This window comes from Spirosoma profusum (genome assembly GCF_014699005.1).
Classification (GTDB): Bacteria; Bacteroidota; Bacteroidia; order Cytophagales; family Spirosomataceae; genus Spirosoma; species Spirosoma profusum.
In genome coordinates this window covers 1-24,041 of sequence record NZ_JACWZY010000049.1, presented here as the reverse complement: position 1 = coordinate 24,041, position 24,041 = coordinate 1, and the positions used below count along the sequence as shown (strand labels likewise).

Below are 24,041 nucleotides of genomic sequence, written 5' to 3'. Positions count from 1 at the left end.
GTTTAATATACGGTTGTCGCTATTGGCGATGAGCCAGAACTTTAGGAGCTGAACTGGGGAGCCGTTTAGAGTAGGCCGACATTCGTTGTGCAAGTGTTAATTACCCCCCACCCTTAGCCGACTGCCAGGCCCAAACAGCAACCGACCACTGGCACTGTAGATCACGCGCAAGGCTTGCCCCTGGTAACTGGCTGGTAGACTCACCGCATGATTGAGCGTCACCACGTCAGTAATCAGCGGCACCCGGCCACAGGACCAGGTACTGGCATCGTTCCAACTACCTGCCTGCACACTGTACATACTCACGCACCCGCCCGCACCCATTACACTTAAGGGCAACAGCGTGGAGATTGACCCACCGACTGGATCAGTAGCGGTTACGGTCACACTGGAGAAGCTACTGGCCGTTGCTGAAGCTACACCGGTGATGAGGTTTGGCGAGACAAAACTCAGCCCCGCTGGCAATCCCACCACCGACAGCGTGAGGTTATTAGGCGTCTCAGCATCGGTAAAGGTGTTGGCCGGAATCGTGTAACTAAACGCCTGACCGACCGTGGCCGATTGAGGTGGGATAGAGTTCTCCACCTTGGGATTACCATTGGCGCAGTTAGCCAGCCAGTTGTAGGCGAAACTAACCTCACCCGGAGTACCCTGCTGGCGAGCCCTGAGTACAATCACTGGATTATCAGTAAAGACGTTCAACTGATAAGGGCCATTAACGGTAGTAGCCCTTAGTTCATTGACCACCGAGAGGCTAATGGGCTGGCCATTGGTGGCTTCAAAGCTGACCATAAAGTTAATACGTCGCTCATAGTAAGACAGGTGATTGCAGTCCAGCATAGTCACTCCGGTGATGGCAAAGCTGCGCGGCTGCACAGTCAACACAAAGCTGGTGCTGGCTGACAAACCACCCGGATCGGTAGCCACCACCGTCACGGTGAAGGGTGTACCCAGGGTGGTAGAGGGTGTACCACTGATCGTATTGGGAGAAACAAAGCTCAACCCAGCAGGCAATCCTGCCACCATCAGGGTGAGGCTGTTGGGTGTTTCGGGATCGGTGAACGTAGTGGCCGGGATGGTGTAGCTAAATGCGTCGGCCAACGTAGCAGATTGGGGCGGGATGTCATTGGCCAGCGTAGGCGCACAGTTCTGATACGTAACGCTGGCACTGGCCGTAGACGAACAACCATTGGCTCCTGTTAACGTAACAGAGTAGGTATCAGCCACGCTCACCGAAATACTGGACGTAGTAGCGCCTGTATTCCACTGGTACGTGCCATTACCAATAGCCGACAAACTCACTAAAGACGTAGTACAACTTAACGTAGCACTTGGTGGTGAAATCGTTAGTGAAGGTGGCGTCTGGTCCAGGCTCAGACCGATGCTGGCAGTAGCCGAACAACCATTGGCCCCTGTCGACGTAACAGAATACGTAGTGGCCACACTGACCGAAATACTGGGCGTAGTAGCCCCAGTACTCCACCGATACGTGCCAGAACCGACTGCGCTTAAGCTTGCGATTGGCGTGGCGCAGGTTAACGTAGTACTCGATGGTGAAATCGTCAGTGATGGTAGTGACTGATCCTGGCTCACACTGGCATTAGCTGTAGCGGTACAACCATTCGTTCCGGTGGTGGTGACCGAATATGTAGTGGCCACGCTGACCGAAATACTGGACGTAGTGGCTCCAGTGTTCCACCGGTACGTACCAACGCCTACTGCCGATAGGCTTATGATTGGCGTGGCGCAGGTTAACGTAGCACTGGAGGGTGAAATTGTCAGCGAAGGTGGCGTTTTATCCTGACCGATGGTCAGCGAGGTAATGCTGGTGCAGTTACTGGCTGATGTCACCGTAACGGAATAAACACCAGCGACATTGACTAGAGCCGTACCACTGGTCTGGCTGGATGTCACGATGCCGGGGCCACTAAAGCGGTAGGTGCTTCCCGGAGCGCCGGTCCCTACCGTGGCGGTAAGCGTAGCCGTGGGAGTAGTGCAGGTGAGCACGCTGGTGCTGGCCGACAGGGTAGCAATAGGTGTTGGCGGCACGGTGATGGTAAAGCTGATGGGGATACCCTGACAACGTACTGATCGAACAAAATTTCCCAGATTAGCGACCATGGTCCCCGAGAAAGTAGGGGATGTAGTTACAACCGTGTTGGAAGCCGCATCAATTACACTCACGTTTTCAGCTACTTCGTTGACTACATACACCCGGCTTCCATCCAAACTCACGCTAACCCCAACGGGAGAATCCCCAAGGTCAATAATAGCGGTCACAGAATTGGTAGCCGTGTTGATCACACCCATGTTATTGGTACTGTAATTGGCCACATATACCCGACGCCCATCCGGACTCACGCTTATCCCAGATGGTTCATTCCCAACACCAATAATACCGGCCACGGAATTGGTAGCCGTGTTGATCACACTTAGAACATTGGAAGTCTGATTGGTCACATACACCCGGCTTCCATCGGGACTTACGCTTATCCCCTCGAGAATACCCCCTACAGTAATGGTAGCAGTAACGGAATTAGTAGCCGTATTGATCACACTCACGGTATTAGTATTAGCCACATATACCCGATTCCCATCTGGACTCACACTTACCCCAACGGGAGTATTCCCAACAGGAATGGTGGCAGTCACGGAATTGGTAGCTGTGTTAATTACACTCACATTATCGGAATCAGTATTCGCCACATACACCCTACTTCCATTCAGACTCACGCTAACCCCTTTGGGGTTATTTCCCACGGGAATGGTGGCGATGACAGTGTTAGTGGCCGTGTTGATCACGCTCACATTATTGGAAAGGGTATTGGTCACATACACCCGACTCCCATCGGGGCTCACACTCACCCCAAAGGGTACCCTGCCCACCGGCACGGAAGTAATGATATTACCAGATATTGGATCATATACCCGTACAAAATCGAGGAATATACGCTGCCCATTGACAGGGTTAATCCCGGTTCCAGTAGTACTTATATACAGCAAGTCTTTGGGTGCCGACTGGGGGATGACAGTGATAACGGCTGTCTGGGCGGTTGAGCCGTTATTAAGAGCCGTGAACGAATTCAGGCTGCCCGTCCCGCTGGCGGGTAAACCAATCGAAGTGTTGGAGTTGATCCACTGATAGCGATCCGCATTGCCACTAAACACGATAGGAGCCACCACCGTGCCCACACAGACTGTCTTGCTGCTAACCGGATTGACGGTGGGACCAGGCTCCTGCCCTAACTGACGAGTGGCCACCGCAGTACAGCCATTGGTGCCCGTCAGAGTGACTGAGTAAGGGCCAGCGACTGTCACACTGATGCTAGCCGTAGTTGCCCCCGTACTCCAGCGGTAGCTACCCGCTGTGCCAACGGCACTTAGACTGACGGCTGAAGTGGCGCAGTTTAGCGTCGCACTAGTCGGAGTAATAGCCACGGAAGCGGGGCTGATATCCCGCTGCACGGTGACAGTGGTACTGCTTTTGCAGCCACTCGACGTAGTGACGGTCACCGAGTAGGTACCCGGAGCATTGACCACCGCCGTGCCGGACGTAGCATTCTGGCTCACGATTCCGGAGCCAGCAAACGTGTAGCTGGTCCCCCCATTCGCCGTCAACGTAACACTAGTCTGGGCGCAGTTAAGTGTGCCACTGCTAACCAGAGCAGGCGTGGGCAGCGCGTTGACAGTCAGACTAAAGGTGGTCGAGGTGACACTGTTGCAGGCATTGGTGATCACTACGGAGTAGCTACCGCCCTGAGCGGCCGTTACGTTAGTCAGGCTCAGGGTAGAGCTCTGCTGGGCAGCTCCCAGGGAAGTACCGTCTTTATACCATTGGTAGCTAGGGCTGCTGCCCGTGACTGAAACAGTCGCTGTGACGGTCGCTCCATCACAGACAGCCGTGCTACTTAATGGTTGTTGGGTGATGACCAGGGGCTGGCTGGGGGCTCCCTGAAACTCATAGGCCCCCCTGTCAATTTGTCCACCGGCATAAAAGCGGGAATTGCCCATTAAATCCGTTGCAGGTCCATTGGCAGAAGTATAAGCAGTGTTATCTCCCGTATTGATGGCCGGTGAACAGGGGTTCAATTGCAGGCCAGTCTCACTCACAAAAGGAGAGGTGGTGGTGGTCAAATTGGAGGGATCGGTCGTGTAGTCCGTTTCACTGGGCTCTAGTAGTGAGGATTGAATGGTTAGCGAACCAAGCACATTGTCAAACGTATTGTCCCCGCCATTGTCAAAGAAAATTCCGTTGGTCACTTTTACATTGGCAAAATAGTTATGAAGAGCACTCCCGCCATAAGTATTAGAAGCGTAATTATTTCTAAAGCTGACATTGACCAATACCGGATTACTTGTTCCCTGAGCTCCCGCATAGTTGTCCATTGCCCCGCCCTTGCTTGCAGAATTGCCAGTAAAACTGACATTGATTAGCACCGGGCTAGAGTTGCCATTTATTCCGTCGTTGAAGATAGCGCCCCCATTCGGAGCCGAATTGTTCGTGAAGGCACAATTGATTAGGCGGGGGCTAGCCTCCCCATATGAGCTAGCGTTGAAAAGAGCACCGCCTTGGTTAATAGCTGTATTACTGACAAAACTGAGGTTAACCAAGGTTGGATTGCTGGGGCTATCCTGGCCATTATTGTAGATACCACCCCCTCTGGGATTGGGTAGCCCATTGGCATTGCCACCGGTGATGACCATCCCATCCAGGCGGGTCTGGTCGCTTACATTACGAAATGTCACCACATTGTTGCTATTATCCGAATTATCATTCAGCGTACCAATATCCCCAGAGAAGGTGGTGCTGGAAGGAAAACTGGTACGTACATCAGGGGAAAGGCCACTACCGACATAACCTCCATAGACCTGCACGCCTGATGGTATGACGAAGCTCACCGCCTGGTCAGTGCCCGTAGTAGGGTTATACAAACCCGCCCCAACTAGAAAGGTGGAAGAAGTGGCATTGGCCAACACAGCTTGCAAGCCAATGCCTGGTAAGGCATTGGCCCAACTGCTGCCATTGAACTGACCACCACCACTGGGAGTAACATAAACCACCGAGTTAGCAGCCAGAGCCTGGTACTCATAAGCACCCCGGTCGATGGTACCCAAACGGCGTGGGTTACCTGCCAGATCGAGGAGTGGTCCTCCAGCGGCTATATAGGCCGTGTTATCTCCGGAGTTGATGGCTTCGGCACCGGCTCTGAGCCGCAGGTCGGTTGCACTCACAAAGGGCGAGGTGGTAGTGGTCAGGTTGGTGGGGTCGGTGGTGTAGCCGGTTACGCCTTGCTCAAAGAGCGTGTAGCGGGCGGTTACGGGCGGATTACCTGCGTTGGTAATTTGGCTACCCGCTCCATTGCCGAACAAGATCCCATTGACCAGTGTCGGAGTTGCCCTTTCGTTATATATCGCCCCACCATTGTTGGCCAAGTTACTACTGGAGGCCGAATTACCCAAGAAGCTCACATTGGTTAGCACTGGGCTACAGTTATTTTGAAATCCATCGTTGAACATACCTCCTCCAGCGAGAGCCGAGTTAGCCAGAAAGCTGACATTAGTTAAAACGGGACTGCTGTTGCCGTCAGAACCTTGGTTGTAGATACCACCTCCACCAGTGGTTGCCGTGTTGGTCGTAAAGCTTACATTGGTTAAAATCGGGCTGCTGATGCCACCAACAAGTCCTTCGTTGAGCATGCCTCCGCCAACGGCAGCCAAGTTATTCAGGAAGCTCACATTAGTCAGAGAGGAACTACTATTACCGCCCACCCTTGCGTAGTTAGCTAGTCCTCCGCCATAGTTCCCCGAATTACCAACCACAATCAGGTTGACTAGTGTAGGCTTACTACTATTACCCGTTCCACTGCCATCATTTAAGATGCCTCCACCATAAGTAAGAACATCACCGGTGACAACGTTGCAGTTGCCACCGGTGATGACTATCCCATCCAGGCGAGTCTGGTCGCTTACATTACGAAATGTCACCACATGATAAGAGTTATCATCTTTGTTGGATTCACTGCCAATGTTACCCGACAGGGTGGTACTGCTGGGGAATGCGGTGCGAGTATCAGGCGTAGAACCACTACCCGCATACCCGCCATAGACCTGTACACCCGAGGCAATCGAAAAACTCACGGTTCTGGCCGTGGTGGAGGTGGGTTTGTAAAGCCCTGCGCCAATTAGAAACCTGGTGCCCGCAGGTGCACTGGCTAAAGCGCCCTGAAGAGCCGTACCCGAGAGGGCCGTGGCCCAACTGGTAGCCGTGGCGGTTGTGGCGCTAGGGCCATCCACCCGCACATAAATGGTGGTCTGAGCCATACTAGCCGATAAACTGACCATTACCAGCCAGCTGGCCAGAATCAGAATAGGAGTGAGCCGAAACAGGTAAGATGAGCAAGCCAGCGGGCCAGCGGACAATAGCTCGTAGAAGTAGAGGTGTTTCATGGGTCTTTAACGTAAAGTAATACTTGAAACAGGCTCCTGTTTTTGGACATAGAAGCCTACTGTTACGTGTTAAAGGATGAGCCGAAAAACGCCCTCTGACGTACGCTCATCCACGGGGGTAAAGTTGAGATGAGCCTACCCACAAAGTCTATCACTATTGTTGCATTGTTATAAACATTGTTGCATATTGATTCTTTCATGGCTGATCCAGCGTCGATAGGTAGATGAACAAAGGCATACTTTGCTTGAATGAGAGAATTCTGGTCTGGCTGCTGGGGCTGTTGAGTTGTGGTTTATTATCATCATCAAACGGGCAGCAGTGGATGCTTCCTCCCCCTACTTGGCAACTAACTCCACCAGCCGGCATCAACCTGATGACCGATTATATCAGCCTGGATCGGCGACAGCAGCTCTGGTTGCCAACCAATCAGGGACTGGTACGTATAAAGGGCCAGAACCTTCGCGTTTTTCACGCCGACTGGCAACCCAAAGAGGATGCCTACGGACGGCCCATTCCGACACCCGACGGGCGTATCTGGGTGGAACAGCAAACCGAAGGAGGCACCAGCCAGCTGGCGTTTATTGATTCGGACCAGCAGCGGCTCAATCGGGTAGCCGATACGACCCGGCTGGTCCGGGAGTTCTTATCTCGTTATCCCTTCCGGTTACTGTATTCAGATCGACAGGGGCAGCTTTGGATTGCCCTTCAGAAACAGGGTTTGTTGCGGGTAAATCCCCAGAGCCTGACCGTTGAACACATCGTTTCTGACCCCATACAGGTAGAAGACATGGTCGAAGCACCTAACGGACGGATCTGGTTCATTTCGACTACTAATTTATACAGCCTGGATCCCATCAATCGGCAGACACAGCTTTACCAACGAGCGGCTGGCTTACCAACTACCAATCGTTTCCAGGCTATTCACGTGCGGGACAACGGCGAGCTTTTACTCAGTTTTTTTAACGAAATTGGCCTATTAGCACCAAGTACGGGGCAGTTTCGCCGTATCCTTTTACCACGTCCGATGCTTCAGGAGAATTTATGGACAGGAACCCTGGAGAGTGACGGGGTAGGCAATCATTACTTTTCGGTTGGTACCATGGTCCTACGGCTGACAAAAGAAGGGGAATTACAACGATTGGAGTTTGCCCACCCCACGGAAAAGATAATTAGCATCGGGGTGAGTCCAGGGCAAGGAAAACGCCCTCCCCGACTGTGGGTCAATACCATTCGCCGGGCCCTGTACGAATATGATCTGAGCCGCCTTCGCCCGATCCCGCCCTTCAATATTCTAGACGTGAGCATCAACGGCACCCGATTGCTGGAAAACGAGCACCATCTTGATGAGCGTTTCGTGCGGGATACAACCGGGCAACCGATGCTGAGGGTTCAGGAGCAGGACTTTATCCGGATTCGCTTTGCACCCTCCGCCGAATTACGCTCTACGCTGTACCGATTCAAACTGGACGGTTATGATCGGCAATGGACCGCTTATCGGGACATGGCTGGTCAGGCAACCTACCAGCTACCAGCCGGTGAGTATACCTTTTTGTTCAATCAGGCAAAAGCCCATGGCGGCTGGTATCCGCAGGTAGCCCGGCTGCTGATCCGGGTAAAACCGCTTTTCTGGAAAACGAACTGGTTTCTAATCAGTACAACGATTGTGTTATTAGGTGTACTGATAGGGCTGTTCCGCATTCGCCAACGTCGGCGCAACTTACAAAGAGCCCTTGCCCAACAGGAAAACGAAGCCCGAAATCTAAAGCAGCTGGATGAACTAAAAGGCCGTTTTTTCGCCAACATCACCCACGAACTCCGTACCCCACTGACCCTATTACTCAACGCCAATGAGCAATTAGCCCAGCAAGCCCTGGATGAGCAGGGAAAGCAGCAGGTTAACGAGATTAACCGGCATGCCGACCATTTGCTGAAGCTCATTACGCAGGTACTGGATATGGCTCGTCTGGATGATGGCAAACTCGATCTGAAGCTTAGCCTGGGCAATCCGGTTGAGTTCACGCAACAAGTTATTCAACCGTTTATCGGATTAGCCCTCACCAAGCGGATTCAACTTACTGTTCAGGCCGATTTACCCGATACAACGTATTATTTCGATCCGCAAAAACTTGAAGCCATCCTGCATAACCTGCTCTCCAATGCCATCAAGTTTACACCCGATACTGGAACTATACGGGTATCAGCCCGCCTGGATGATGCCCATCAGCTGGTACTAATGGTGCAGGACAGCGGTCCGGGTATTCCGCCAGCCGAGCAGACGCGCATTTTCGAGCGCTTCTATCAGGTAGACGCTCCGGCGACACGGACGCAGAGCGGTACGGGCATTGGCCTGGCGTACGTGCGCGAATTAGCCGAACTGATGGGGGGCAACGTATCGGTCACCAGTTTACCAAGTCAGGGCAGCACCTTTACAGTTCGTCTTCCGTTGGCAAGTGTACTCCCCTCGACGGAAGTCCTATCACAGGTTCATACTACTCCTTTGACAATGGAGACAGAACCACCATCCCAGTCGCCAACGCCGAGCGCTACGCCCCAACGCCCTGTCCTACTGGTTGTGGAAGACAATGCGGAACTACGCTCCTATCTGGTTAGCCAACTCAGCACTCACTATGAGGTGCTGGTTGCTGGCGACGGACGGGTCGGTCTACAGCAGGCCTTGCAGCACATTCCCGACCTGATTGTCAGCGATGTGATGATGCCGCACATGGATGGCTTTGCCCTAATAGGTGCCCTTAAAGCCGATTTACGAACGAGCCACATTCCTATTATTTTACTAACGGCCCGTTCTTCGCACGACAGCTTGCTGCAAGGTCTGGAGATGGGTGCTGATGTCTACCTGAGCAAACCCTTCCGGTTGGCCCAGCTGAAGTTATATATCCGAAATGCGATTCAAAACCGTCGCGCCTGGCAGGCAATTCTGCTGGATTCAGCGAAGCGATCACCAACTGAAACCTTACGGACTGACCCCGTACCCGAAAAAGAACAGCGATTCTTAGCCCGATTGACTCATCTTCTATTACAACATATACAGGACGAGCAGGTCGATGTGGACTGGCTGGCCGCCCAGGCCGCCATGAGTCGTTCCCAACTACACCGTAAACTAGCTGCCCTAACCGGACAGACGACGACGGCGTTTATCCATAGCGTTCGTCTGGCTAAAGCTGACGAATTATTACGAGCGGGTGGCAGCAATGTGGCCGAGGTAGCCCAACTGGTGGGTTATAATTCACAGTCGTATTTCACCAAGCTCTTTCATGAACGCTTTGGCTATTTGCCGACCCAACTAAAAGAGTAACTAGGTTAGCTTGTTCACAGCAGGTAGCTCTGTATAGTGCTATAATATGATTGTGTTAGTTATGCATGAACCTTTGAGTTGTCATATGCAAAAGACTCAATTCAGAAAGCCGCCCGTGAACTGGGCATCGATCCAGGGCGAATCAGCAAATGGCGACAGCGTCATAAGAAAACCGATCGTCCCTCAGCCACCAATTCGACACTCACTGATGAGCAGAAACAAATAAAAAGGCTACAGAAGGAGCTTCGAGACGCTCAATTAGAACGCGATATCTTAAAATCGTTGTACAGCGCATAAGCTGTTGAATAGCCCCAACAACTTACGTTCCAGCTAGAAGCTCTATTTTTGGTAGGCTTTCTGAACCAAGCCCCCCGCTTTTACTGGTACTTTTTAGAGTCCTTCTTAAAATCTGGGTTGGAGCGTACCACGCCTTTTTAACGAAAGGCATTTGGTGAATTGATTGGTGATCGCTTCGGCGAATCCCGTACAGAAAAAATTTATAGTCACGATACGCTCCCTAGGAGTCATTAACCACTGATGTTTTATGAGTATGAACCAGCTATCGTTCAACATTATTAATCCCCAAGCTGCCGGGATTGATGTAGGCTCCCGCACTCATCTGGTTGCCATTGACCAGAATAAAGACAATGTTCGTGAATTTGGGGTTTACACTAAAGATCATCAGGATCTTATCAGTCATCTGCACCAACATGGAGTGACTACCATCGCCATGGAGAGCACCGGCAGTTATTGGCAGACTTTATTCAATGCGCTCCAGCAAGCAGGTTTTGACGTGTTGCTGGTTGGCGGAAACCAGACCAAGAATGTAAAGGGTAGAAAAACCGATGTCATTGATTGCATCTGGATACAGAAGCTACACTAGCTAGGACTCTTATCGGGTAGTTTATTGTTGAGTGATACCTTCCAGCAACTGCGTACCTACTAGCATCACATGCATTTGGTCGAGCAATCAGCGCGTTACAGCAATAAAATGCAGAAGGCATTGCGGCTGATGAACATCCGTTTGGATGTAGTGCTCAATGACATCACTGGCCAGTCAGGTATGGCCGTCATTGAAGCCATCCTGGCCGGTCACCGTGAACCTGAACACTTAGTGTCGCTGGTTAGCCATCGGGTCAAAAAGTCCCGTCAGGAGATTGCCGATGCCCTGCAAGGCTGGTGGCGGGACGAACTGTTATTCGAATTACAGGCTTCTCTGGATTTTTACCATCTGTATGAACGGAAGATCAAAGAATGCGACCAGGTCATTGAAACGTTTCTGGACAAGTATGTGCCAGCGGTCGAGGTCTCAATGGGTGAGAAGAAGCAATTGAAAACCAACCGGAAACGAGCGGGTAAACATGCCCCTGGCTTAATCTGTCCCATTTAGCCTACCAGTATTTCCGAACCGACCTATTTGCCATATCGGGCATTAGTTACAATGCGGTTTTAAGTTTGCTGACCAGCCTAGGTCATGATATACACAAATTTCCGACGGCTAAAAGTTTTGCCTGCTGGTTAGGTCTTGTACCCAATAACAAAATCAGCGGAGGCAAGATCATTGGCAATCGAACGCCTTCAGGAAAAAATCATATCGCCAAAGCGCTACGTCATGCGGCCAACTCAATTGGGAATCAGAAGGATCATGAGTTGACGCCTTTCTTCAAGCGAATCGCCTTCAAAAAAGGTCGGCTAGCCGCCATTATCGCTACGGCCAGAAAGTTGGCCGTTATCATTTGGAACATGATTATTAAAGCTGAACCTTGTCAAAAGAATCGGGTGGAAATAAATGACCAAAAGCAGAAGGCCATGAAGTTGCGGTATTTGGATAAGAAATTACACGCCCTTCAACTGAGCAAAGAGGAACTGGAGAAATTATTGTTAAATCGCTTATTATCAGTTGCTTATTAGTGAACTGTACAGAAAAAGGCGGTCGGCATCTTCTCCAGGAGCGACGGGAGGCATTCCGATTTATAAAGGAGAACGCCAAGATTTTCCCCGTTGAGAAGATGTGTAAGGTGCTGAATGTGAGCAGCAGTAGCTATTACTATTGGCGTAAACATCCGGTTGGAAGTAGACAACAAACTCAAAATCAATTAGTAAGCCACATTCGGCGAGTACATACAGAGAGCCAATGTCGCTACGGTAGCCCCCGAATTACAGATGAACTTCGCGAACAAGGCGTAAAAGCATCACGTAACCGCATCGCTAGACTCATGCAGAAGGCAGGCATCCGTAGCATCATTTACAAAAAGTATCGTGTGCAGACCACCGACTCAAACCACAATTATCCGGTGGCTAAAAACCTGTTAAACAGAGACTTTACGGCCGAAAAACCAGGCCAAAAGTGAGTATCAGACATCACATATATTCCCACAGATGAGGGCTGGTTATACTTGACAATAATTTTAGATTTAGCTGACCGAAAGGTGATTGGCTGGGCCATGAGTGAGGGCTTGAAAGCCGTGGAAACTAGTGTGTCAGCATGGCGTATGGCACTTGGGAACAGAGCAATAGATAGCCATCTGGTGTTTCATTCGGACCAGGGTATTCAATATGCCTGCACCGAGTTTCAAAATCAGTTCAAAGACTTACCTGTTACCCAAAGCATGAGCCGTAAAGGCAACTGTTGGGATAACGTTGTAGCGGAAAGTTTTTTCAAGTCATTCAAAAGTGAGTTGGTCAATCAGACTCGTTTTAAGACGCGGGCTGCGGCACGATTGGCCACCTTCGAGTATATTGAGGGTTGGTATAATCGCCAACGGAAACATTCGACCTAAGGTTACCGCACGCCCAGTCAGCAGGAATCTTTTTTTTACACTATCTCAATGGCTGCTTAAGAAAAAATCTCCACTATACTGTTGCAAGTCCAAACAACATTTACCAATGGCTTAGACCAAGTGGCTACTTTCTGTGCACAGTAGGAGCGAGCGAATGGACAGGCACTGATTCAAATTGGAATCAACTGGGTGCGAAGATGTATTGGAGTCATGCTGATGGGGCTACATATCAATCATGGTTCATTGACACCGGATTTACTCTGGTTGAGAGTTACTTTGTGACGGAGGGGAATGGCGGACATACTTACTTCTTGTTGAAGAAGTAGTAATATCTCTTCAAACGCCCGAATTATTGATACTCAAATCTCACTTCGTCTCACATGGGAGGGTTTGAAGAGATAAAGTGAAAAGCACTTTTCTTGTTAAAACGATAGAATGTTTGGGGATTCACAAAGTCATCTACTGCCCAGGCTCCATATGATTGTTGCTTTGGTTTATATCCCGTTGCTGCTTATAACGTAATAGCTCATTGAGCTTGACCAGTAAATCCCAATCACCGATTCGGGAGGCTTGATTGCTAACGATCCCAATTAGTTGCTCTACCTCCTGAACGGTTAACAGATAGCTTGGTTGATTGGATCGTTCTTTACGCAATTCCTCCAGACACATCCGCTCAATATGCTGACGCTCATAAGTTAAATACAGAGAAAGACTTTCGCCATCCTTCAGGGTATGGGCTGACTGGAAGACTTTGATGCGAATGGTAGTGGTGGCCGGCTGAATGAACGCCAACCGAGTTAACTCATCATAAAATTGGTTCCAACTGGTGAATTGTGCGGGCAATTCGAGGTGATAATTACGTTTTTGACCACCTGAGTCAGGTTCTATTTTATTCATTCATTGAGATGCTGCACGGCGTCAAGACGCCGTGCATGGTTCTGGTTAAAGTCGTACAAGTTTTACGGGGCTACACGGTAAAGCCCTTCTAAAATGATACCTAAACAGCTTATCAGTATGTAGTAGCTGGTGAGCGTCATTGGTTTAGACGCCATTATGTATCTGGGGTTTAATGGCGTACCAATAGTATGGATCGAATGCCATTTTGAATGGACCATTATTGAAGCAGCTACATGAATGTAGATTATCTCAAGCTGGAGGGTATTGTGAGAATGATTCGTATGCGCCTATTGATCAAAAAAAATACCACTTGTCAAGAGAAGTCGTGTTTGCCGCAGAAACCTTAAAAGTTTTGTGATAACTCATTATATTTTATGATGATTTTCATCAACTCATTCTCACCTATCCCGATTGCCTCAAAACTGGTATTCAAATACGTTAACTCCACTTCGTTGGCCCATCCGTCAGTTGAGGCCATAGCATAAGCCATAATGACCAGCATTTCTTTTTGCTCCAAACTAAGGGCATTCAGATCATTCTGAAAAGTCCGATTTTTCTCATTCCCATGAGCTACTACCTGCTGCACGGTCAGGTTAAACACCTCTAAAAACTTAGTAGTCAGCTTTCCTTCTTCGGGATGGGGAGCATACTGATTATCACAGGTAGCTACTAACTGAAGAAAATTGATCACTGACAGTTTCTGACTGAGGGTGGCTCCTTCAAACGCTTTGGTTAGCGGGTGCTGGGGCTTTCGCTTGAACAGGTTTAACATAAGATAATCATTAAATCATTCTTGCTTGATATTTATACGTTAATTACCCTGTTTGATTTAGCCACCTGCTCTCCTATGAGCTGCGCTGAACTCGGTTAATGGATTAATCAACTAGCTTCTAGTGGCCCCTGTTGGCGCTAACAACAAATGAAACTAGGTAAGCTAAAAAAGTGATGAAGGCTATCAAAAGACAGAAGATAGTAATTCCACTAAATAGATCAGCGCCCATAAGTTTGTACTTTCCCAAAAGAGTCGCCAATACACCCGAAATAGCTGCTCCACCAATAAAATACAGCATTAGTTTGAAAATTAGCTTACTGCTAGTTGTCATCAGAAATACTTTTTCGCTTTATAGAAGTAGTGGCAATGACGAATCGCCAGGCTATACTTACTGGGTAATATCCTGGTCAAATCTAGAAAACGAATCTTGAGCAAATCTGAAGTTTAGCCACTGACAGCTTAAGCGACGTCAATTTTCGTTTCCCGCAGCGGTATGGGTGGTGAGCTATTGGGAATACATTTGATTAACGAAGGTAGGAGCCAGGCCGCTTTGTCCATCAACCGGGTGATTCACGCTAGGGCAGGGTGAGGGTAAAGATGTGCTGCTGAGTCGGCGGACTGTAGGTATAGTCGATCTTCAGACCATACTGGTCCACAATTTCTTTCACAATGGCCAGGCCAAGCCCCGTTGATTGAGCAAGGGCTGGATTGCGCACAAATCGCTGAAAGAGCTGCTCTTGAGGAAAAGGCAGAGGGGCTCCTTCGTTGATGATCCGATACGAATGGGCGTTGCTTTGAATAAAAATCGTACTGCTGGGACGACCGTGCCGGATAGCATTTCGGACCAGATTTGAAAACAGAATATAGGCGAGCTGTCGGTTCATCAATAGGGTGTGCGGTTGTGTATCGGATCGCTGGAAACGCATCTGCTTACTGTCGGCATAGTCCCCAAAATGATCAATCACCCCCCCAATCAGGCTACCCACATCAACGGGTTCGAGCTGCCCGTATTGATGGTTGTCAATTTTAGTTAACAGCAACAGCGACTGGTTGAGGGAGGACAGTCGCTTTATCGTCTTTTGTGATCGGTGAAGGCGCTGAGTGTCTTCTTCGGAGAGCCGATCCGATTGTTGCAGCAGGTCTAAATCCGTAGACAATACACTTAAGGGGGTCTGGAACTCATGGGAGGTATGATCGGTAAACTGTTTCTGGCGGCTAAATTGAAGAGCTGCCTGCTGGGTCATGTCGGTGAGCGATTGACTCAGTAAGTCAAATTCATCGATTTCACTCGCGGGAAAAGCAACAGCGGCACCCTGATCGACTCGATAGTGGCCCAGTTGTTGAATAATCTTGTAAAACGGTTGGAAAATTCGCCGAAAAATAAGTGTCTCAACAAATAAAAGAACGCCAAATAAGACCAAAAAACAAAGGACAATACCTATAGATAGATAGTGGGCGATTTCATGATACTCTACGTAGGGCTGATGCAGTCGAATGGCATAATTGTGGTGGCCTACGGCGTGAGTCGCTCGCAACATGCGTACGGGAACTACGGTGTTTTCAATGGGATCAAATAGAGTCGTGTCCGAAAATACGGGCGACTGATGGCTACCCGCTTTCACAGGAGCAATTTGTAAGTTATGATCCCAATTAAGGATACCTCGGTGGTCAGGCGGATGCCGATCCAGGGTTTCCTCAACCTGTCTGAGTTCACTCGTTAATAATTCATCAATTTCATGATGAATCACCTAATGAATCAGATAATACAGCAGAAAAGCCCCTACCAAAGCCACCGGGATGGTTACCAGCAAGACGTATCGGGCCGTTTTATGAATTAATTTCATGGCTCCACGGTCAACAAATATCCAACGCCATACCGGGACTTTATGTAGTCCGGGCATCCACTACTGGTTAGTTTCTTTCGCAGATTGCGGATGTGGGTATACAGAAATTCAAGCGAATCGGCATCCTCAGTATACTCCCCCCAGATATGTTCAGCGATGCCTTCCTTGGTCAACAGGCGGCCCTTGTTGGTAACCATAAACAGCAGTAGGGCATATTCTTTGGGCGCTAAAGGAAGCACGTGATCAGCTACTTTCACTTCATTCCGCTGTAACAGGAAGGTCAGGCTTCCAACCAAAAGCTGCTTCTCACCGGCATGCTGTCGGCGACGAATCAAGGCGCGTATGCGCGCATTCAATTCGGGTAGGTAAAAGGGTTTGCTCAGGTAATCATCCGCCCCCAGATACAGGCCGTTGATGCGATCATCGGGTGAGTTTTTAGCCGAGATGATAATAATGCCCGCCTGTGAATGGGCCTCTTTTAGCTGCTCAATGAGGGCTAGTCCAGTGCCGTCAGGCAGCATGATGTCCACCACGACACAATCGTAGGCGTAATCATGAACTTTCTGAGCGGCTTGCCGAAACGTAGTCGCCGTCGATACGGTAAACGGTTCATCTTCCAGGTAAGTCTGTATGTTCACCAACAGCTCAGACTCATCTTCAATTAGTAGTATTTTCATAAACGATCGTAGGCACATAGGCTCGATGTAGACCCGCCAGCGTGACTGCCTTAGTAGAGCAGTGAACCAGGTGGTCAGTCGTTGATCTAGCTTAACCCGTGGCTGCTCATCCAGTCGCTAATTTAATCGGCTGGTGGCAGCGTAACAACATCAAACCAATACGCCTTTAGTTGCTCACATAGCCGCTCCCACCCGTCCAGATCAAGGGGTTTGGCAATGAACGAATTGGCCCCGAGCTCATAGGCTTGCCCGATCAAATCGAAATCATTGTCCGCACCTATTACAACCACGGGGAGTCGGGGATGGCGCACTCTCAACTTTTCAAGTAATTGCCAGTCGCTTTCCTGATGCGCTTTGGGTAGGGAAAGCTGGACTAAGCTGGGAGGCGCTAATCGGCCCGCAAAGCAATGATATAAATAAAGCAGGGTTTCTTCAAGGGTAGCGCTGAACACCAGTTCCGCCTGGAGAAGACTCATTCGCAAATGATAACCCAGGATTAATTGCTGGTCAAAATCTGCGTCAATCACCAGGATGCTCACCAATCGACTCACCTGTGCTTTACTTAAGAGGCCAATAATAAGTTACACTTTATAAGGCTGAGTCTACATCTAAAATGGATTAATCAACTAGGTACTGAAGTCGGCTGGGCAAACGTAACAAATCAATCTAAAAAAATTCTGAAGATGGATGAACGTAACCTTTAGTGGCATTCAGCAAACGCTCCGATAATGCATCAGAAACATGGACACTCCGTCGTCTCACTTAAGATGGTTAGAAATAAGGTGTATAACTGTTTCTAAAAACGCCCCAATTATTGACATGCCCTCGTCTCAGTTGGGAGGGATTTGTGAGATTAGACTTTTTACATTTCTAGACTACTGCTACTTAACTTCCTGTCCAGTAAAAGGTAGCAAATCCAATAAGACAATAGTCCACCTCCCTTTCGCGGGCTCTCTCGTATACTTGTGGCGCCGTTTGCAACCTGATATCAGGCTTGTGGCTGTCCGTATTTTCTGCTAGTCGTACTGGCTACTTTTTTAACCTATTTCGAACATGGAGTATCTGAGTTCTGCCAGACATGAGCGGCTTTTAAACAGAGCAACCACTGGCCTGTGGCGGACAATCTTCCAACCCATCTTCCACTGCTGGCTACTTCTGATCACCTTTTTAGGATCGACCGCTGAACTAGTGGCTCAAACTACGACCTGGACGGGTGGTGCAAGTACTGGCTGGAATATACCCGGCAACTGGTCGGGTGGAGTGCCAATGGCTGGCCTTGATGTGGTGATTCCCTCAACACCGATCAACCAACCGGTGTTAAGCACAACGGCTGTGGCTCGATCAATGGAGGTGCAGAGAGGAGCCTCTTTGAGTATTACAACAGCAGGCAGTCTAACCGTCAATGGGGCCAGAACCGTATTCTCCAGTTGGGATGCCGTTAGCAATAGTGGTACAATCACCAGCGGAGGGCAATTAATCATCAGTAACTCGTCTTACAGAGAGTATGGTATTTATAATAATGGGACTTTCAGCAACACGACTGGAGGTATCATCACCATTGATGGCGCAACTGATGAAGGCTTATTCTATGTTGGTAGTTTCATAAATGCGTCCCAGATCATCATCGGCGCAAAAGCAGCCGTGGGGATGTTTGGTCTTTCTAATGCGACCAGTTTCATCAATAATGCGGGTGGTATCATCAGGATTGACCGGGCATATGGCATTGGCTTGTATAGTCGAACCGGGGGGAGTTTCACCAACTTCGCTCAGATCACCATTGGGGCCAATTCTACGATAAGCGATGGGCTTCTAAACCTGGGCACCTTCAACAATACGGGTTGTGGGGCTTTAATCAACGTAGTGGCCCGAATTGCCGACCAGATTGATGGAACGTTCACCAATAGTGGTACCATAATAGAGAATACATCCCTGAGTAACTTCATTACCAATAGTTCAGGACTGGTTCGGAACCTCGGCGGGGGTAATTTCACCGTTACCAACAATACGGGGGTGCTGACCACTGCCCCTGGAAGTGCTGGCGTTAGCGTTTCGGCCAGCCCTTCGCTGACTATCAATCAGGGTCAGAGTACCAACCTGACGGCTTCGGGGGCTACTAGCTATAATTGGTCAAGTGGTCAAAGCACCACCGCTATCTCGGTGAGTGTGGCCGGTACGTATTCGGTAACGGGCACGCTGGGCAGTTGCTCTTCGGTGACCAGTGTGGTGGTTAACGTATTGGATACTCCCACCATTATCGGCTTTACAGCCAGCCCCAACCCGGTTGTAGTGGGCCAGCCGGTTCTCTTTACGGCGACAGTGGGTAATGTCTCAGGTAGTTACAGCTACACACTGAGCAATGGTAGCTCAACTACTACGTCCACCAGCAGCAATACCGCCTTTAGTCAGGAGTTGATCGCCAGTATCTCCAGTCTTCCTCAGACCTACACCCTAACGGTGGTGAACAACGACAGACCACCGGGATGGGCCACCACCAGTTTGACGGTGGTCAATGCCTTCACCTGGACGGGCAGCACCAGCACAAACTGGAACACGGCCAGCAACTGGTATCCTGCCAACGTGCCAGTGGCGAGCGATCATGTGGTGATTCCTCCGGCACCGATCAACCAGCCGGTGATAAGCACGACGGCGGTGGCCAGATCGGTAATTGTGAATAGCGGGGCTTCGTTGTCGATCACGGCAGGAGGTAGCCTGAGCATCAATAGTTCCAGAAGTGTAAACCGGGCCTTCACAGCCTTCTACAACAGTGGCACAGTCACCAACGAAGGGCAGTTAATCATCGGCAGGAGCGCCTATGCAGGAGAGTATGGCCTCTGGAACCAAGGAGGCACCGTCAATAATAATACAGGAGGCATCATCACCATCGATTGGACATCGGAGATTGGCTTGTACAATCAAATTGGCAATTTCACCAATTCCGGCAAGATCAACATTGGCACTATTACAACGGTGGGCAACTATGGCCTTTATAACCAGGCTACTTTCACCAACACGGGCTGTGGCGCTTTGATCAACGTAGTGGCCAATGCCCGTATTACCGACGCAGTTATTGGAACACTCACTAATAGCGGCACTATTATTGAAAATGCATCCCTGAGTAGCAACATTACTAACAATTCAGGACTGGTGCGCAATCTTAATGGGAGTAGTTTCACTATTGCCAACAATACGGGGGTATTGACCACTGCCCCGGAGGTGCTGGTGTTAGCATTTCGGTCAGCCCTTCGCTGACTATCAATCAGGGACAGAGCGCCACCCTGACGGCTTCGGGAGCTGCTAACTATAATTGGTCAAGTGGTCAAAGCACCACCGCTATCTCGGTGAGTGTGGCCGGTACGTATTCGGTAACGGGCACGCTGGGTAGTTGCTCTTCGGTGACCAGTGTGGTGGTTCGAGCGCCCATTAGCCTAACGACTTCGGCCAGCCCCAATACGATCTGTATGGGTGGCTCGGTTGCCCTCTCTGTAACTACTAAAGGCAGCCGTTCACCTTATAGCTACTCCTGGGTGGCTCCGGCAGGAATAACCCTCAGTGCTACCAATGCAAGTGCCGTAACAGGGATCGCTAGTACATCTCTGTCGGGCGTAAAAACGTTTACGGTGAGTGTAGCTGGTTCAGACGATATGCCTATCAGTACCAGCACGGTAAGTATTACGGTGAATGTCCCACCTACAGCCAGCATCAGTCCGTTGAGTGCTACGTTAACCTGTGCCAATCCTACCCGTAACCTGTCAGCTAGTGGAGGAGCTACCTACCGATGGGACAACAACGTCACTACGGAGATACGTAGTGTGAGTGTGGCTGGTACGTACTCTGTAACGGTGACCGGGGCCAATGGCTGTACAGCCACCGCCAGTTTTAGTGTGAGTAGTATAGCTATTGAGCCGATGTATACGCTGAAGACGGGTTTGTGGTCGGATGTGGGTGTATGGTCCTGTGGTCGCTTACCACTGGCGAGTGATGTGCTTCAGATAAAACATGTAGTGACCATGCCCGCTATGCGGCAAGGTTTAATCTGGAGGCACTTCAGAAGATTATCTTTAGTACCGGGAGTCGACTCAGGGTAGGACAGTAAAAAGCGTATGCTACAAATGAAGTTGGACAGCTATTATAACCAGGGTTTGGCAAGAATTTATCACGTGAATGTTTCAATTCCATCTGCATCCTATAAAACAGCCAGACCGTCTCTGATCTGGCTGTTTTATAGGATGCATAGGACAAATGTAGGTCGGATTTCTTCCTGTATAGGGCGAGCTAGCCCTAGAGGGCTGCTGGCACTGGCACTAGGCCATGACGAAGCATGATCGCTTTGAGTTGCTGCATATCCGGTGGTCCCCCTGCGTTCAGTACAGCGGCAATTTCTTTAAAATAGGCTGAGCTAAAGACACCAGGGGTTACGTAACACAGCATTTCTACGGTTTCCTGGGTTTTGTTAACAAATCCATGGGGGGTGCCTCGGGGAATAAAATAGTAATCACCTGCCCTTAATTCGACAGGATTGCCGTCAATGGTGAAATGAATCAAGCCTTTCAGGCAGTAAATGGTTTCGTCAAAATGCTGGTGATAGTGAGCAGCAGGCACCCGGGCATTGGGATGAATAACTACTTTAAACATGGTCAGCTGTTGGTTGGTATCCTCTGCCTCTAGGTAAAAGTAGATGGCCAAGCCGCCCCCTAAAATGATTTCGGTTTGCTTCATTGAGATTGGTAATTGCGTGATTAGTGATTGAGAATTAATGGTGATTGATTTAGTAAGACGTATAAACGAAGATAAACCGAGACACAGAAAACGGCCCTGCAAACCTACAGGATGGGGGGTAGAAAGGAGGTGGACTATTGTCCGAAAAGGTGGACTATTGTCTTATTCCTGGGCAGAAAGGCGGAAATTGGCGGGCGAAACACCAAATTCTTCGGAAAATACCCGGCTGAAATACTTCGGGTCGTCGAAACCTACGGCATAGGCGATTTCGGAAATAGTCAGGCCGGAGGAAGTCAGCAGCTCTTTCGCCTTACCCAGCCGAAGCGCCCGAACGTAGCGGGTAATAGACATACCGGTGAGGGCTACCAGTTTCAGATGAAGCGTGGAGCGACTCATGTGCATCAACTGGCAAACGGCTTCAATCGAGACATTCGGGGTAGTCAGTTGCGGCTCCAGTACCAACCGTAGCTTATGCAAAAACTGGTCTTCCAGTGAATCGACGTCGTTGGCAGGGGCTGGTTCAGACAGGCCGGTTTGCAAGGCCAGCTGGCTATAATGAATCTGTAAACTACGCCGGGACTGAAGCAGATTCTTGAGTACGACCACCAACTGTTCCTGCTGAAACGGCTTGGTCAGATACGCATCGGCTCCCCATCGGCTCCCCGACGAAGTCCACTGATGCGGTCACTCACAGCGGCACGGGCCGTGAGTAATACAATCGGAATATGACTCGTCCACTCGTCGTTTTTTACCGTATCGCATAGCTGAAAACCATCTTTCACCGTCACAATAAACGCCCCATTTTTAAAGTATATATATGAACGCTCATTCGTCTTAGGCAGGAGGGATTTGTGAGATTAGAGTTGTTGCATTTCTAGACAAATGTTACTTATTTTCCTGTCCAGTAAAAGGTAGCAAGTCCAGTCAACGTTTGAATACGTGAATTAGACATCCGAAAGGGCAATCACTATCGGCTGATGAGCTTAATCAACCCCCCTTTGGTTACGCGATCATCGGCTTTAAGCCCATTCAATATACCGGCCTCTTCCACCCGACTAGCAGGCATTCCCAACGCGGTTACGACCTCCCGAAACGTCCCATCACGGGGAGACGGTTTTACATCTACCCGTTCTGGCTTGCGATTGAGCTTATCCGGATCGGAGAGTGAGCGGAAATTTTCGGCTACCTGCTTGAACGTATTAAAACTGGCATTAAAATCAGCAGCAGCTGATAAGCCATGTAGCGCGTAAACGGCATTGTTATACTGAATCAGCCAAGTGCCAATCTGGAGTGCCGTTTTAGGGTCTTGCTGCGGTTGCTGACCCTGCTGTTGTTGGTCCTGCTGTTGTTGTCGTGAAATGAGGATGTAGACTGGATTACCGTTAATGGTGGTCTTACTGTTCTCCAGAACATTTAGGCTCAATTCCTTGACTAAATTTTGGGCCGCTTCGTCCAGGGAGCTTCCTTTCGCCAGCATGAGAATCATCGCGGATTTACCGTCTTTAGCCGCCATTTGAAACTGGCTGGGTGAGTTTTGTGACTGCCAGCTGGTTGGTACCGGAAATTGAAACCGTAACTCAGGATGATAGAAATAACCGTTTTCAACAAAACCCTGCTTCGGATCTTCGCCATACAGGATGCCGTCAATCAGTTGCAGGTATTGGTCGCGATCGACCTGGTACGAAGCTGGATTCTTGGCCTGATAGTCTTTGGCCAGTTCATGGACCCGCGTAAAGCGATTTCCCGGATCGGGGTGAGTCGACATAAACTGCGGTATAGCCTGCCCTGACTTGTCGGAGAGGCGTTTCAGCGTGCCGAAAAAATCAGCCATCTGGTGGGCATCGTACCCAATCTTACTCGAGTACTCTACGCCCAGTTTATCAGACTCTGACTCGTGATCGCGGCTGTATTTTAAGGACAAAAGGCCTAGTCCCTGTTGTAGTGCTTCAATATTCTGACCTACCACTTGAGGGGCCAGCACCGCTCCGCCAATGAGCGCCAGTGTACTGAGCAACTGGCTTTTCTGCGAGCGGGCCGCGTGCTTAGCCGTGATATGGCCAATTTCATGGCCCAGTACACCGGCAAATTCAGCTTCATTATTGAAGTGAGCCAAAATGCCGCGCGTGAAATAAACGTAGCCACCCGGTAAGGCAAAGGCGTTCACAATGGGTGAGTCAACGATGTAGAACTGGTAAGGAAGATCGGGCCGATGCGAAACCTTGGCCATGGCTTTTCCTTTTTCATTCATAAATGCCTGAAGTTTTTTGTCTTCATATAAGCCCATCGTGGCAATAACCGAGGGGTGAGATTCTTTGCCAATGGCAATTTCCTGCTCGGTCGACATCAGGCTGAGCTCTCACTTGCCGGTAACGGGATTACGGGCGCAGGCAAATCCAAACAGTAGTGGTATGACAACAATAAGTTGTTTGTAGTACGGGCGTGTACACATGGTAGGAGGTAAAAAAAGTCTGGCGCATCGTTCCACCTTAAAAGTCAAGTAGATCGTTGCTAAGTCCTGAAGCTGTTTAAACTTTCCGTTTTCGGTTGATTTTTCGTAGAAAAATGACCGAGAATGCGATAAAATGCAGGCTCAT

Annotated in this window: 18 protein-coding genes and 1 pseudogene; 9 read left to right on the top strand and 10 right to left on the bottom strand. The window is 49.6% G+C overall.

The window, feature by feature from the left end:
- Positions 1–96: 96 nt before the first annotated feature.
- Positions 97–6,447 (bottom strand): putative Ig domain-containing protein, encoded by a 6,351-nt coding sequence (locus IC229_RS31805; RefSeq protein WP_190892491.1) that lies wholly within the window; start codon positions 6,445–6,447, stop codon positions 97–99.
- A 245-nt stretch (positions 6,448–6,692) separates the two neighbouring features.
- Here IC229_RS31805 and IC229_RS31800 point away from each other — a divergent pair, with 245 nt between their 5' ends.
- The 7 genes from IC229_RS31800 (at position 6,693) to IC229_RS31770 (ending at position 12,541) form a co-directional block, all read left to right on the top strand.
- Complete coding sequence (locus IC229_RS31800) at positions 6,693–9,761, top strand: ATP-binding protein (protein ID WP_190892489.1); 3,069 nt, start codon at positions 6,693–6,695, stop codon at positions 9,759–9,761.
- Positions 9,762–9,839: 78 nt separating this feature from the next.
- Positions 9,840–10,058, top strand: coding sequence for a transposase (locus IC229_RS36220; RefSeq protein WP_190892487.1), 219 nt, complete (start codon positions 9,840–9,842; stop codon positions 10,056–10,058).
- Between the two features lie 253 nt (positions 10,059–10,311).
- Complete coding sequence (locus tag IC229_RS31790; RefSeq protein WP_190892481.1) at positions 10,312–10,644, top strand: IS110 family transposase; 333 nt, start codon at positions 10,312–10,314, stop codon at positions 10,642–10,644.
- A 108-nt stretch (positions 10,645–10,752) separates the two neighbouring features.
- Entirely contained in the window at positions 10,753–11,151 is a 399-nt protein-coding gene (locus IC229_RS31785) for a hypothetical protein (RefSeq protein ID WP_190892475.1), read from the top strand.
- A complete protein-coding gene (locus IC229_RS31780; RefSeq protein WP_223834321.1) occupies positions 11,139–11,672 on the top strand; it encodes a transposase in 534 nt (177 codons plus the stop codon). The genes IC229_RS31785 and IC229_RS31780 overlap by 13 nt, the downstream gene beginning before the upstream one ends.
- A complete protein-coding gene (locus IC229_RS31775; protein WP_190892472.1) occupies positions 11,672–12,112 on the top strand; it encodes an IS3 family transposase in 441 nt (146 codons plus the stop codon). Before IC229_RS31780 ends, IC229_RS31775 begins: the two co-directional genes overlap by 1 nt.
- Positions 12,113–12,121: 9 nt before the next feature.
- On the top strand, positions 12,122–12,541 hold the full coding sequence (locus IC229_RS31770; RefSeq protein ID WP_190892512.1) for an IS3 family transposase: 420 nt from the start codon (positions 12,122–12,124) through the stop codon (positions 12,539–12,541).
- Positions 12,542–13,000: 459 nt separating this feature from the next.
- Here the strand turns inward: IC229_RS31770 and IC229_RS31765 are convergent, their stop codons facing one another.
- The 5 genes from IC229_RS31765 to IC229_RS31745 form a co-directional block, all read right to left on the bottom strand.
- Positions 13,001–13,438 (bottom strand): hypothetical protein, encoded by a 438-nt coding sequence (locus IC229_RS31765; protein WP_190892471.1) that lies wholly within the window; start codon positions 13,436–13,438, stop codon positions 13,001–13,003.
- A 343-nt stretch (positions 13,439–13,781) separates the two neighbouring features.
- The gene (locus tag IC229_RS31760) at positions 13,782–14,210 is read right to left on the bottom strand and encodes a hypothetical protein (RefSeq protein WP_190892470.1); all 429 of its coding nucleotides are present in this window, start codon (positions 14,208–14,210) and stop codon (positions 13,782–13,784) included.
- Between the two features lie 575 nt (positions 14,211–14,785).
- Complete coding sequence (locus IC229_RS35980; RefSeq protein WP_317171678.1) at positions 14,786–15,958, bottom strand: sensor histidine kinase; 1,173 nt, start codon at positions 15,956–15,958, stop codon at positions 14,786–14,788.
- Between the two features lie 92 nt (positions 15,959–16,050).
- Positions 16,051–16,731 (bottom strand): response regulator transcription factor, encoded by a 681-nt coding sequence (locus tag IC229_RS31750; RefSeq protein ID WP_190892469.1) that lies wholly within the window; start codon positions 16,729–16,731, stop codon positions 16,051–16,053.
- Positions 16,732–16,853: 122 nt separating this feature from the next.
- Complete coding sequence (locus tag IC229_RS31745; RefSeq protein WP_190892468.1) at positions 16,854–17,282, bottom strand: response regulator; 429 nt, start codon at positions 17,280–17,282, stop codon at positions 16,854–16,856.
- Positions 17,283–17,784: 502 nt separating this feature from the next.
- Between IC229_RS31745 and IC229_RS31740 the strand changes: the two genes are divergently transcribed.
- Positions 17,785–19,980: a beta strand repeat-containing protein gene (locus IC229_RS31740; protein ID WP_190892467.1), complete on the top strand. Its 2,196-nt coding sequence runs from the start codon at positions 17,785–17,787 to the stop codon at positions 19,978–19,980.
- A 95-nt stretch (positions 19,981–20,075) separates the two neighbouring features.
- Entirely contained in the window at positions 20,076–20,816 is a 741-nt protein-coding gene (locus tag IC229_RS31735; protein ID WP_190892466.1) for a hypothetical protein, read from the top strand.
- A gap of 193 nt (positions 20,817–21,009) precedes the next feature.
- Here the strand turns inward: IC229_RS31735 and IC229_RS31730 are convergent, their stop codons facing one another.
- The 4 genes and pseudogenes from IC229_RS31730 to IC229_RS31720 form a co-directional block, all read right to left on the bottom strand.
- A complete protein-coding gene (locus tag IC229_RS31730) occupies positions 21,010–21,447 on the bottom strand; it encodes a cupin domain-containing protein (protein ID WP_190892465.1) in 438 nt (145 codons plus the stop codon).
- Positions 21,448–21,609: 162 nt separating this feature from the next.
- Positions 21,610–22,053 carry a helix-turn-helix transcriptional regulator gene (locus IC229_RS31725; protein WP_317171677.1) on the bottom strand — a complete coding sequence of 148 codons (444 nt, stop codon included), beginning with the start codon at positions 22,051–22,053 and terminating at the stop codon, positions 21,610–21,612.
- A gap of 26 nt (positions 22,054–22,079) precedes the next feature.
- Entirely contained in the window at positions 22,080–22,235 is a 156-nt protein-coding gene (locus IC229_RS35975; protein ID WP_317171676.1) for a response regulator, read from the bottom strand.
- Between the two features lie 179 nt (positions 22,236–22,414).
- Positions 22,415–23,896, bottom strand: a pseudogene (locus IC229_RS31720) (M48 family metalloprotease).
- Positions 23,897–24,041: the final 145 nt, after the last annotated feature.

Coding starts and splice junctions, on each gene's coding strand:
- IC229_RS31740 (WP_190892467.1), top strand. CDS start 17,785: ATGGAGTATCTGAGTTCTGCCAGACATGAGCGGCTTTTAAACAGAGCA.
- IC229_RS31750 (WP_190892469.1), bottom strand. CDS start 16,731: ATGAAAATACTACTAATTGAAGATGAGTCTGAGCTGTTGGTGAACATA.
- IC229_RS31730 (WP_190892465.1), bottom strand. CDS start 21,447: ATGAAGCAAACCGAAATCATTTTAGGGGGCGGCTTGGCCATCTACTTT.
- IC229_RS31785 (WP_190892475.1), top strand. CDS start 10,753: ATGCAGAAGGCATTGCGGCTGATGAACATCCGTTTGGATGTAGTGCTC.
- IC229_RS31765 (WP_190892471.1), bottom strand. CDS start 13,438: ATGAATAAAATAGAACCTGACTCAGGTGGTCAAAAACGTAATTATCAC.
- IC229_RS31790 (WP_190892481.1), top strand. CDS start 10,312: ATGAACCAGCTATCGTTCAACATTATTAATCCCCAAGCTGCCGGGATT.
- IC229_RS31760 (WP_190892470.1), bottom strand. CDS start 14,210: ATGTTAAACCTGTTCAAGCGAAAGCCCCAGCACCCGCTAACCAAAGCG.
- IC229_RS31805 (WP_190892491.1), bottom strand. CDS start 6,447: ATGAAACACCTCTACTTCTACGAGCTATTGTCCGCTGGCCCGCTGGCT.